Source organism: Streptomyces sp. NPDC030893 (assembly GCF_055571535.1).
In genome coordinates, this window is the sequence record NZ_JBVIFC010000015.1 from 91,201 (window position 1) to 103,170 (window position 11,970).

The following is an 11,970-nucleotide window of genomic DNA, read 5'->3' on the forward strand; positions in this document are numbered from 1 at the left end:
CCCACCCGTGCCGCCGAACTCCGAGGAGAGGCCATGCCTCCGCGCACGAACGACAGCGAGCAGGTGACTCCCCGTCACCAAAAGGCGCCGGGTGCGCCACGACCGTCCGTCGGGGGTGCACCCCCGACGCAGGGGCGCCACCCGGCGGGACCGCGCCGGGGAGCGGCGCCCACGCCCGCGGACCCCGAACCGGAGATCACCCGGACCTCAACGGACCCGCACGGGGCCGAGACCGACGCCCGCGCGGAGCGAGGACACGAACCGGAGATCACGCAGACCTCGACGAACCCGCACGGGACGCAGACCGACATCCGCGCGGAGCCAGAACCCGAACCGGAGATCACCCGGACCTCGACGAACCCGCACGGGACGCAGACCGACATCCGCACGGAGCCAGGAACCGAACCGGAGATCACCCGGGCCTCGACGGACCCGCGCGGGGCGCAGACCGACGTCCGCGCGAAGCGAGGACCCGAACCGGCGGGCGGACAGCCGGCCGGAGATCCGTGCGGGCCCGGCGCCGCCGGACCGACGCGGACCGCACGGGACGCCCACCGGGCAGCAACCGGCCGGGAACACGCGGCCGAGCACGCCCCGGGAGACGCCGCCGGGCAGGCGACCGCCGGACCGGAAACGGGAGACGGAGACCGCGGGGACAGCGGCGACCAGGCGGGAGCGGAGCACCTGCCCGGCACCCGGCACGCGACCGCACACGGCCCGGAGCCGGACGACGACCGTCCGGCTGGGGGCACCGCCCACGCGGGGGCGAAGCACCCGTCGCGGAACCGGCGGCAGGCCGCGGATGGCCAGGGGTCGCCTGGCGCGCAGCCGGCGGAGGCCACCGGACACGCGGAGGCGGAGCGCCGGCGTGCGGCCGTGGACGGCCGTGAGGGGGTGGGCGCGGTTCAGGGGGGCTGCCCCGAAGGCGCGGTGGGGCGGGTCGCGGCCCTGCGACGGTTCGCCGCCGCCGCGCGGCGTGGGCGGGGGCTGCATGTCGCCTCGTGTGCCGTGCTGCTGGCCGTCGCGCTGACCGCCGGGAGTGTCGCCGTGGGAGGAGGCGGCCGGGACACCGGGCGGGACGTGGCTCCGGTGGGCGGGGCGGTCGCCGCCGGTGTGCCGGCCGGAGGTGATCTCGGGGCAGGCATACGGTCGTTGCAGACCCATCTGAAGGCCCAGCCCCGCGACCACGGCGGGTGGGCCACCCTGGGGACCGCCTACGTCGAGCAGGCGCGGACCGAGGGCGACCCCTCGCGCTACCCGCAGGCCGAGCGGGCGCTCGGGCGTTCCCTCGCCCTCGCGCCGGGCAACGAACCCGCCCTCGCCGGACAGGCCGCCCTCGCCGCCGCGCGGCACGACTTCACCGGCGCCCTGAGGTACGCCGACCGGGCCCTGGAGCGGAACCCCTACAGCGAGCGCGCCCTGTGCTCCCGTATCGACGCCCTGGTCGAACTCGGCCGGTACGAGGAGGCCTCGGTCGCCGCAGCCACCGCCGACCGCAGGCGGCCGGGGGTGCCGGTGTTCACGCGGTACGCCTACGTACAGGAGCTGCGCGGCGACGTGCGCACCGCGCGGGAGGTGCTGCGACGGGCCCTGGACAGCGCGTCCTCGCCCGCCGACGTGGCGTACGTCGCGACCGCGCTGGGGCGGCTCGCCTGGAACCAGGGCGAGTACGGGACGGCTCTCACGCACTACGCGCGTGCGCTCGCCGCCGACGAGAACCACCTCCCCGCACTGGAGGGCCGGGCGCGCGCACAGGCCGCGAGCGGTGACCGCGCGGGAGCCGTCGAGACGCTGGAGGCGGTCGTCGCCCGCTCCCCGCTGCCCGGACCGCTGGTCGCGCTCGGCGAGTTGTACGAGGCGCGCGGTGGCGACGGCGACCGCGCGAAGGCACGCGACCAGTACGCCCTCGTCGACGCCTGGACCTCGCTGGCCCGCGCCGGCGGGGTCGACGCCGACCTCGACACCGCGCTCGCCGCCGCCGACCACGGGGACGCCGAGGAGGCGCTGCGCGCCGCCCGCGCGGAGTGGGACCGGCGGCACAGCGTGCACACGGCGGACGCCCTCGCCTGGGCCCTGCACGTCAACGGCCGTCACGAGGAGGCGCTGCCCTACGCCCGCCGGGCCACGGCCACCGGCTACCGCGACGCCGGCTTCCTCTACCACCGGGGCATGATCGAGAAGGCGGCCGGGCAGGACCGGGCCGCGCGGGACTCCCTCACCGCCGCGCTGGAGCTGAACCCCGGCTTCTCGCCCCTGGGCGCCGCCGCGGCCCGTGCCGCGCTCGAGGATCTGGAGGCGGCGCGTTGATCCCCCGCCGTCCCTTCGCCGCCGGGGCCGCCGTCCTCACCGCCGCCTGCGCGCTCGCGCTGGTCCCGGCCGCGACGGCGAGCGCGCACCCGCTCGGCAACTTCACCGTGAACCGCTACGACGGGCTGGTGACCGCGCCCGGCGAACTCCGCGTCCACCATGTCGAGGACCTCGCCGAGATCCCGGCCACGCAGGCGGGACCGGACATCGACCGGCTGGGCCGGGACACCTGGGCCCGGGAGCGTTGTGCCGCCGCCGCGCGGGAGAGCGAGGTGCGGGTCGACGGCCGGGCGGTCGCGCTGAGCGTGCGGGACGCACACGCGCGTGTGCGGCCGGGGCAGGCGGGGCTCGACACCCTGCGCGTGGAGTGCGGGCTGACCGCGCCCCTGCCGGACGGGCGGACCGTGGACGTCCGCTTCCAGGGGGCGGGCGCGTCGTCCGGGCCCGGCTGGCGGGAGATCACCGCGCGGGGCGACCGTACGACGCTGACCGCCTCGGACGTACCGGCGTCCTCGCTCTCCCGGGAGCTGACCAGGTATCCGGAGGAGTTGCTCTCCTCCCCCGCCGACACGCGGACCGCCGCTCTGCGCGTGCGCCCCGGCGGGCCCGCCCTGTCCGAGGAGGAGGCCGACGCGCCCGCGTCCTCCGTGCTGCCGCGCGGCGCCGACCGCTGGACCCGCGCCCTCGACGACCTCGTCGCCCGGCAGGACCGGACCGCCGGCCTCGCCGCGTTCGCCCTGCTGATCGCCGTCGTCCTCGGCGCGCTGCACGCGCTCGCCCCGGGCCACGGCAAGACGTTGATGGCGGCGACGGCGGCGGCGCGCGGGGGCCGGGCCCGGCTCCGGGACGTCCTGCCCATGGCCGCCTCGGTCACGGTCACCCACACCCTGGGCGTGGTCGCCCTGGGCCTGCTGGTCACGGCCGGTTCGGCCGCGGCGCCCTCGGTGATCTCGTGGCTGGGCATCGCGAGCGGCGCCCTTGTCACCCTGGCCGGCGCCGGCCTCGTACGCCGGGCCCTGCGCGGCCGGAACCACGTCCACGCGCACCACCACGAACACGAGCACGCCCACGAACACGAGCACGGGCACGCCCACGAACACCCGCATCGGCACGGCCGGTTCGAGCACACCCACGGCGGCCGTACCCACACCCACGCCATCGCCCCCACCCTGCGCGGCACGATCCTGCTCGGATTCGCCGGCGGGCTGGTGCCGAGCCCGTCCGCCGTCGTGGTGCTGGTCGGCGCCGCCGCCCTCGGCCGGGCCTGGTTCGGGCTGCTGCTCGTCGTCGCGTACGGCGCCGGACTGGCCCTGACCCTCACCGCGGCCGGCTACGCGGTCGTCAAGGCCGGCAGTGGCCTGACCCGGCTGCTGGACCGGCGCCCCCGCTGGACGGCGGCCCCCTGGGCGGCGCTGGCGCGCCGGAGCGCTCCTCTCGGGTCGGCGTTCGTCGTCGTGGTCCTGGGAGCCGGACTGGTGTTCAGGGGGGCGGCATCCGCGCTCGGCTGAGCTACTTTCGGGAGGTAAGGGTGACTTCGCCCGGAAGCGAAGGGGGGCGCCGTGTCCGAGGAACCGGGTGAGCGGGTGATCGCGGGCCGGTACCGGCTGCTGTCGCCGCTGGGCGAGGGCGGGATGGGGACGGTGTGGCGGGCCCGGGACGAGCTGCTGCACCGCGAGGTCGCCGTCAAGGAGGTGCGTGCCCCGGCCGGGCTGCCGGCCGCCGACGTCGAGCGGATGTACGCCCGTCTGGAGCGGGAGGCGTGGGCGGCGGCCCGGATCGCCGACCGCACCGTGGTGACGGTGTACGACGTGGCGACCGAGGACGGGCGCCCGTGGATCGTGATGGAGCTGGTGCGCGGCCTCTCGCTCGCCGAGGTGCTGGAGGCCGAGGGTCCGCTGCCGCCGGAGCGGGCGGCGCGGATCGGCGCGGAGGTGCTCGCCGCGCTGCGGGCGGCGCACGGGGCGGGGGTGCTCCACCGGGACGTGAAGCCGGCGAACGTGCTGATCGCGAACGACGGCCGGGTCGTGCTCACCGACTTCGGGATCGCCACGGTCGAGGGCAGCTCGGCGCTGACGATGACGGGGGAGGTCGTCGGATCGCCCGAGTTCCTCGCCCCGGAGCGTGCGCTGGGGCGTACGCCGGGGCCCGAGTCGGATCTGTGGTCGCTCGGTGTGCTGCTGTACGCGGCGGTGGAGGGCGCCTCGCCGTTCCGGCACGACACCCCGCTGAGCACCCTGCGGGCGATCGTGGACGAGGAGTTGCCGCCGCCGCGCCGGGCCGGTCCGCTCGCCCCGGTGATCGAGGGGCTGTTGCGCAAGGAGCCTGCCGAGCGGCTGCCCGCGGAGCGGGCGCAGGAGGAACTGCGGGTCATCGGCGCGGGGGGCGCGCCGCGCGGGGACACGGTACGTGCGGGGGCGTACGCCCCCACGGTGGCCGCGCTGCCCCGGCCGCACCCGGGGACGGCGTCTTCGCCCGCTCCCCCGCCGCCGGTCACGGGAGCGTCCACCGTCGCGGTCACCCGCGCGGGGCGCGACCGGCGCGGTGCCGCCGTGCTGATCGCGGGCGTGGTCGTGCTGGCCCTGGCGCTGGCCGGGCTGACGTACGCGCTGCTGAACCGGGAGGACGGCGGCCCAGGGGCCGGGAACACCGGCGGCGGCGCGAGTTCGCCCGCGCGGACCGGCGACGACGGGGACGGCGGCGGGTCACCGGAGACGAAGCGCCCCTCCCCCACCCCGACCACGGGTGACGAGGACGACGGGGACGACGCGGAGAGCACTCCCCCTCCGCAGACCGTGTCGGTGACGGTGACCGGAGCGCGCACGGAGTACTCCGGTGCCTGTCCGCCGCCGGGCGAGCGGGCGCCCGCGTTCACCGCGACGTTCACGGTGGGGCGGTTGCCGGCCGAGGTGTCCTACCGCTGGCTGGCCGGGGACGGGTCGGTGACCGGTCCGGGCTGGCGGACGCTGTCGTTCCCCGAGGGGGGCGGCCATGCGCGGCAGGACACGGTGACCGTGACGACGTACCCGGAGAGCGGGACCTTGGAGAGCGAGATCGGTGTGGAGGTCCGGGAGCCGGTGCGCGCCGCCTCGGAGACGGTGCCGTTCGCTGTGACGTGCGAGACGGAGACCCCGACGGGCGGGGCCTCCGCTTCTCCTTCCGCTCCGGACGACGGCGGCTGACCGACGGATCAGGCCGCCGCGTTGAGCACCGGCAGATAGCCGCCCGACTGGCCGGCGGCCTTCGGGTGGTACGAGTTGCCGATGTTGAACCAGTCCACGCTGTGCAGCCAGGAGTCGCCGGAACAGATCTCGTGGCCGGCGAAGGTGGTGCGGACGTCACCGAAGGTGAAGCCGTGCGCCCCGGCGCGCTGGGCGATGGTGCTGTCGAGGAGGTCGGCGGCGTCGTTGATCGCCTTCCGCTTGGTCTCGGAGAGTCCGACGCAGAAGGTGCCGAGCTGGTAGAAGCGGGGGTAGCCGAGGACCACGACCTCGGCGTTCGGCGCGCGGTCGCGGATCGCCGAGTAGACGCTGTCGAGCCTGCCGGGCAGCGTCGACTGGACGTACGCCCGCGCGGTGGCGATCCGGTTGAGGCAGGAACTGTCGGACTGGAGCACACAGGTCGTCATGACGTCGGCGAAACCTGCGTCGTTGCCGCCGACGCTGATCGAGACCAGACCGGTGGCGGTGGAGAGCGGGCCGAGCTGCCCGGAGAGAACATCACCCGTTCGGGCGCCCGAGCAGGCGGTGAAGTCGAAGGACGAGGGTGAGTGGGCGGCCGCCCAGAGGTAGGGGTAGGCCTTGGTGCTGCGCTTGCAGTCGCCGCTGGAGGAGATGTAGCTGCCGGCTCCGACTCCGGAGGAGTAGGAGTCGCCGAGCGCCACATAGCCGTCGGCGGCGGCCTGTTGGGACGCCTGGGCCGTCGTGGCCCCGGTGAGGGCGGTGGTGACGGCGAGCAGCAGCGTGCCGAGGAAGAGGACAAGTCGGGAACGTCTCATGGAACCTCCCTTTAGCAGGATCTCCGCCGCAACCGTCGTACCAACTACGCGTGTTGACTGGAAGTGTCCATGCCAAAACTGTTACTGATTCAATCCTGGACGAATTCAGGCCGTAGGGACTTTTGCCCCTTGACGCCCCCTACGGGGTACGCCAGATTGAAGCCCGGCATCCGACGCTTCAGGGGGCAAAGTAGGCCATGCAGACACACAAATACGGGCAAGAGTCACCTGTCACAGCCAAACCAGCGAAAGCGTGAGGTTCGTTCCAGGTCTTGCCATACGGCTTCAATCATCAATACCGTCATACATCTGACCCGCATCGGTCCGTCAGTACGCGGCTTCAGGGGAGGGCTCAGGACCGCGACGTACCGGCGCGGGGCGCGGTAGGGGGGTGCCGTGCTCGGTGACCGCAACGGTGACCGGGCCGTGCCGCGCGGTCGGCCGCCGTTCTCGCGGCCGGCGGGATCTGCCAGCTCACCCGGCGTGCACATCGGTTCCGTCCGTCGTGCCGTGGGGTGGGAACAACCCCCCTTTCGAACCGGACGAACAGCCGGGCCGCCCGAGGGGCGGGCGGTCCGCCGGACGAGAGGGACCAGACTCATGAGCTCCGTACTGCAGCCGGCGGCCGCGGATCAGGACCCGCCGGCCGCCCGGAAGTACCGGCCCGTCTCCTCCCACCTGGCCATCGCGCCACCGGTGAGCGTGGTGATACCGGCCATGAACGAGGCGGAGAACCTGCCTTACGTCTTCAAGACGCTGCCCGGCTGGATCCACGAAGTGGTCCTGGTCGACGGCAACTCCACCGACGACACCGTCGAGGTGGCCCGCGGACTGTGGTCCGGCGTCAAGGTCGTCGAGCAGCGCGGCAAGGGCAAGGGGGACGCACTGCGCGCCGGGTTCGAGGCCTGCACCGGCGACATCGTCGTGATGGTCGACGCGGACGGCTCGGCCGACGGCAACGAGATCGTCAGCTACGTCTCCGCGCTGGTCTCCGGCGCCGACTTCGCCAAGGGGTCCCGCTTCGCCAACGGCGGCGGCACCGACGACATGACCTTCGTCCGCAAACTCGGCAACCGGGCGCTGTGCGCCGTGGTCAACCGCAAGTTCGGCGCGCGGTACACCGACCTCTGCTACGGCTACAACGCCTTCTGGCGGCACTGCCTGGACGAGATCGACCTCGACTGCACCGGCTTCGAGGTCGAGACCCTGATGAACATCCGGGTCGTCAAGGCCGGTCTGAAGGTGCAGGAGATCCCCAGCCACGAGTACCTGCGCATCCACGGCACCAGCAATCTGCGGGCCGTGCGCGACGGGTTCCGGGTGCTGCGGGTGATCCTCGGGGAGCGCTCCAACCGGCGTGCGCTGCGCCGCCGCCCGCGCCACTCCCCGCTGCTCGACACGGGCCGGGGGACGGTGTCTTGAGCGATCCCGGAGCACCGGGCGTCTCGGTCGTGATCTGCGCCTACACCGAGGACCGCTGGGAGGACGTGCTCGCGGCCGTCGCCTCCGTGCGGGCGCAGTCACGGCCTGCCCTGGAGACCCTGCTGGTCGTCGACCACAACCGGGCTCTCCTGGACCGTCTGGGCAAGGAGTACAAGGAGACCGGGGAGGTGCGGGTGCTCGCCAACGCGGGCCCCCGCGGCCTGTCCGCCGGCCGCAACACCGGAATCGCCGCCTCGCGCGGGGAGGTCGTCGCCTTCCTCGACGACGACGCCGTGGCCGAACGCGACTGGCTGAAGCACTTCGCCGACGCGTACGCCGATCCCCGCGTGATGGCGGTCGGCGGGCGCACCGAACCGGTCTGGGCGTCCGGGCGGCGGCCCGACTGGTTCCCCGAGGAGTTCGACTGGGTGGTGGGCTGCACCTACCGGGGCCTGCCGCGCGGACGCGTGCGGGTACGCAACGTGCTCGGCGGCAACGCCTCCTTCCGGCGCGAGGCCTTCACCGCGGCGGGCGGCTTCGCGACCGGCATCGGACGCGACGGGAACAAGCGTCCGCTGGGCGGGGAGGAGACGGAACTGTGCATCCGCCTCAGCCGCGCCCGCCCCGACGCGGTCCTGCTCATCGACGACCGCGCGGTGATCCACCACCGGGTGCCAGGGGCCCGCGAGCGCTTCCGCTACTTCCGTACCCGGACCTACGCGGAGGGCCTGTCCAAGGCGCTGGTCGCCCGCAGCGTCGGCGCGCAAAAGGGGCTGGAGTCCGAACGCCGGTACACCACACGTGTGCTGCCGGCCGGGGTGGCGCGGGGGCTGCGCGACGCCCTGCTCACCCGCCCGGGCGGCGCGGGCCGCGCGGGGGCGATCGTCGCCGGGGTGCTCACCGCGGCGGGCGGCTACCTGGTGGGCAGCGTGCGGGCCCGGCGGGGCGGGGTCACCTTCTCCGTGGTGCCCGTCGAGACGGGCGGTGGCCATGACTGACGTACGCGTGCCGATCCTCATGTACCACGCGGTCGCGGCCGACCCCCACGAGGCGACCCGCGCCCTGTCGGTGTCCCCGGAGGCCTTCGCCGCGCAGATGGAGGTGATCGCGGACCGGGGGCTCAGCCCCGTCACCACCGCGGAACTGGCCGCCCGTTGGCGCGAGGACCGCCCGCTGCCCGCGCGGCCGGTGCTGATCACGTTCGACGACGGCTACGAGGGCGTGCACCGCCACGCCCTGCCCGTGCTGGCCGGACACGGCTTCCCGGCGACCCTGTTCGTCTCCACCGGCTGGCTGAAGGGGCCGTACGACACCGGCGGCGGCCCGGACGCCATGCTCGACTGGGACCAGGTGCGCGAACTGGCCGCCGGAGGCGTGGAGATCGGCGGGCACAGCCACAGCCATCCGCAGCTCGACCGGCTCGACGAGGACCGGCTGCGCTCCGAACTGATCCTGTGCAAGGAGATCGTCTCCGACCAACTGGGCACCGTGCCCGCCTCGTTCGCCTACCCCTACGGCTACTCCAGCCGCCGGGTGCGCGCGGCGGTGCGGGAGACCGGGTACGCCCAGGCCCTCGCCGTCGGCAACGGACTCGCCCGGCGCGCCCAGGGGCCGTACGCCCTGCGGCGGGTGACGGTGCGCAGGTCCACCTCCGCCGCCGAGTTCGAACGGCTGGTGGACGGGCGGTCCCTCACCCGCGTCTTCGCCCGGGACCGCGCCCTGACCAAGGGGTACGCGGTGGTGCGCCGCACCCGGCAGGCCGCACGGCTGATCCGCCGCCCGCCGGACCGGACGCACCGGGCCGTACAGGGGTGACCGTCCGCGTGCGCCCCGGAATTCGGGTGCACGCGGCGCCCCGGTGACCGATCATGGCGGCATGTCCGCGCAACCGCACGACGCCCTGCCGATCCGGCTCACCGTCGACGACGGCGACTCCCCGTCCGATGTCGTCGACGCGCTGTTCCTCGGCCGCTTCGCGACGGGCGAGCAGCCGTACTCGCACGCCGTGAACATCGACCGCGTGCGCTCCGGCGCGACCCTGCTGCCCGCGAGCGCGCGGGTGCTGCGGCTCGCCAGGGACGACGACCGCAGCGCCACGCTGGCCGAGGGCGACGGCTGGACCCTGCTGGTCTCCCGCTGGAACCGGGGCGCCGACGTCACGGTCACCGCGACCAGCTCCGACCTCGCGGCGAGGATCCTGGACGAGGCCACCGACGGCGCGGCCGACGAGCCCGAACCGCAGCCGGAGAACGTCACCATGGGCTTCTGGTACGTCTCCCCGCGCCGCGGCCCGCACCGCACCACCCGGCAGATCTCGGCGGGCACCTGGGAGGAGATCCGGCCCAACTACACGGCCCCGGTGGCGGACACCATGGACCGGCTGATGAAGACCACCCCCGAGGACATCGCGGGCCGGCTGCTCCTGCTGCACGGCCCGCCCGGCACCGGCAAGACCTCCGCGCTGCGCACGCTGGCCCGGTCCTGGCGCGACTGGTGCCAGGTGGACTGCGTCCTGGACCCCGAGCGGCTCTTCTCCGACGTCGGCTACCTGATGGACATCGCGATCGGCGAGGAGGACGCGGCGGGCAAGGGCCGCTGGCGGCTGCTCCTCCTGGAGGACTGCGACGAGCTGATCCGCGGCGAGGCCAAGCACACCGCGGGGCAGGCGCTGTCCCGGCTGCTGAACCTGACGGACGGCCTGCTCGGCCAGGGCCGCAACGTGCTGGTGGGGGTCACCACCAACGAGGACCTGGAACGCCTGCACCCGGCCGTGGTCCGCCCCGGCCGCTGCCTCGCCCGGATCGAGGTCGGCCGGCTGACCCGTACCGAGGCGGTGAACTGGCTGGGCCGCGAGGAGGGCGTCGGCCGCGAGGGCGCCACCCTGGCCGAGCTGTACGCCCTGCGCCGGGGCACCTCTCCCACGGCGCTTCCGGAACCACGCGGCGACGCGGAAGCGGGCCTGTACCTGTAGTGCTTTGATGACCGTATGACCCTGTTCGTCGGGACGTCGGGGTGGCAGTACAAGGACTGGCGCGGGGCGCTGTACCCGGCCGGGCTTCCGGTGCGGCTCTGGCTGGAGGAGTACACGGCGCACTTCGCCACCGTCGAGATCAACAACGCCTTCTACCGGCTGCCGTCCCGGGAGACCTTCGAGGCCTGGCGGGACCGTACCCCGCCGGGCTTCGTCGTCGCGGTCAAGGCGAGCCGCTACCTGACCCACGTCAAGCGGCTGCGCGATCCCGAGGAGCCGGTGGAGCGCCTGATGAGCCGCGCGGCCGGGCTGGGCGACCGGCTCGGCCCGGTCCTCCTCCAGCTCCCGCCCACCCTCCGGGCCGACCCCGCGCTGCTGCACGCCTGCCTGCGCCGCTTCCCCGCGTCGACCCGGGTGGCGGTCGAGCCGCGCCACCCGTCCTGGTGGACGCCCGAGGTGCGCGCCGTCCTGGAGTCCCGGGGCGCCGCCCTGTGCTGGGCCGACGTACTGTCCCGCCCCGCGACCCCGCTGTGGCGCACCGCCGACTGGGGCTACGTCCGCTTCCACCAGGGCCGCGCCCACCCCTGGCCCCACTACGGCCGCCAGTCCCTCCGGACCTGGCTCGCCCGCATGGCGGCCACCTGGCCGGACGGCGAGGACGTCTACACCTACTTCAACAACGACCCGAACGCGGCAGCGGTGACCAACGCCCGAGCCTTCAGACACCTGGCACGAGCTGCTGGGGTCGAACTACAGCCAACGCTCACGAACACCCCCTCAGGGGGGCGGGGCTGAGTCGATCTGCGGCTCCGCCGCGCGGGCGCGACCAGCCACCACGGGCCCGCAGCCGGACGGACAACCCCACCGCGACGACGCTCACCCGTAAGCCGCACGCAGTGCGTCCCGCACGGCGGCCAGCGCCGACTCCTCCGACGCGCCCAGCCGGCGCGCCCTCGCGGCATAGGTCTGCGCCGCGGAGGCCAACTCCCGTTCCGCCCCCGCACCCGCGGCAGCGACGAACGTTCCGTTGCGCCCCCGCGTCTCGATCACCCCGTCCGCCTCCAGCGCCCGGTACGCCTTGGCCACCGTGTTCGCCGCGAGGCCGAGCGTCCCGGCCAGCCCCCGCACCGTCGGCAGCCGGTACCCCACCGGCAGCACCCCCGCCCGGGCCTGCTCGGAGATCTGCGCCCGCACCTGCTCGTACGGCGGTGCGCCGTCGTCGATATGGATCCTCAAGGTCACGGCCCGATTGTCCCGCACCGGCGGAAGAACCCGC

Annotated in this window: 10 protein-coding genes; 8 read left to right on the top strand and 2 right to left on the bottom strand. The window is 74.6% G+C overall.

The annotated features are described in order from the left end of the window. Nucleotides 1-33 precede the first annotated feature (33 nt). The 3 genes from ACZ434_RS25625 (at nt 34) to ACZ434_RS25635 (ending at nt 5,486) form a co-directional block, all read left to right on the top strand. Nucleotides 34-2,307 (top strand): tetratricopeptide repeat protein, encoded by a 2,274-nt coding sequence (locus tag ACZ434_RS25625; RefSeq protein WP_468459720.1) that lies wholly within the window; start codon nt 34-36, stop codon nt 2,305-2,307. Next, nucleotides 2,304-3,815, top strand: a complete 1,512-nt coding sequence (locus ACZ434_RS25630) for a nickel transporter (protein ID WP_468459722.1) — start codon at nt 2,304-2,306, stop codon at nt 3,813-3,815. The genes ACZ434_RS25625 and ACZ434_RS25630 overlap by 4 nt, the downstream gene beginning before the upstream one ends. 75 nt (nt 3,816-3,890) lie before the next feature. Continuing rightward, nucleotides 3,891-5,486, top strand: a complete 1,596-nt coding sequence (locus tag ACZ434_RS25635) for a serine/threonine-protein kinase (RefSeq protein ID WP_468459834.1) — start codon at nt 3,891-3,893, stop codon at nt 5,484-5,486. Between the two features lie 8 nt (nt 5,487-5,494). On the opposite strand, the gene ACZ434_RS25640 is transcribed toward ACZ434_RS25635, so the two are convergent. After that, nucleotides 5,495-6,301, bottom strand: coding sequence for an SGNH/GDSL hydrolase family protein (locus tag ACZ434_RS25640; RefSeq protein ID WP_468459724.1), 807 nt, complete (start codon nt 6,299-6,301; stop codon nt 5,495-5,497). A gap of 600 nt (nt 6,302-6,901) precedes the next feature. On the opposite strand from ACZ434_RS25640, the gene ACZ434_RS25645 reads away from it, so the two are divergent. From ACZ434_RS25645 to ACZ434_RS25665, 5 genes are all read left to right on the top strand, one after another. After that, a complete protein-coding gene (locus ACZ434_RS25645) occupies nt 6,902-7,723 on the top strand; it encodes a glycosyltransferase family 2 protein (RefSeq protein WP_468459726.1) in 822 nt (273 codons plus the stop codon). Next, nucleotides 7,720-8,721, top strand: coding sequence for a glycosyltransferase family 2 protein (locus tag ACZ434_RS25650; protein ID WP_468459728.1), 1,002 nt, complete (start codon nt 7,720-7,722; stop codon nt 8,719-8,721). Before ACZ434_RS25645 ends, ACZ434_RS25650 begins: the two co-directional genes overlap by 4 nt. Further along, nucleotides 8,714-9,538 (top strand): polysaccharide deacetylase family protein, encoded by an 825-nt coding sequence (locus ACZ434_RS25655; RefSeq protein ID WP_468459730.1) that lies wholly within the window; start codon nt 8,714-8,716, stop codon nt 9,536-9,538. Before ACZ434_RS25650 ends, ACZ434_RS25655 begins: the two co-directional genes overlap by 8 nt. A gap of 61 nt (nt 9,539-9,599) precedes the next feature. Further along, a complete protein-coding gene (locus ACZ434_RS25660) occupies nt 9,600-10,694 on the top strand; it encodes a DUF5925 domain-containing protein (protein ID WP_468459732.1) in 1,095 nt (364 codons plus the stop codon). Between the two features lie 15 nt (nt 10,695-10,709). Beyond that, complete coding sequence (locus tag ACZ434_RS25665; protein WP_468459734.1) at nt 10,710-11,489, top strand: DUF72 domain-containing protein; 780 nt, start codon at nt 10,710-10,712, stop codon at nt 11,487-11,489. An 81-nt stretch (nt 11,490-11,570) separates the two neighbouring features. Here ACZ434_RS25665 and ACZ434_RS25670 read toward each other — a convergent pair whose 3' ends face one another. Continuing rightward, on the bottom strand, nt 11,571-11,936 hold the full coding sequence (locus ACZ434_RS25670) for a GntR family transcriptional regulator (RefSeq protein WP_468459736.1): 366 nt from the start codon (nt 11,934-11,936) through the stop codon (nt 11,571-11,573). Nucleotides 11,937-11,970: the final 34 nt, after the last annotated feature.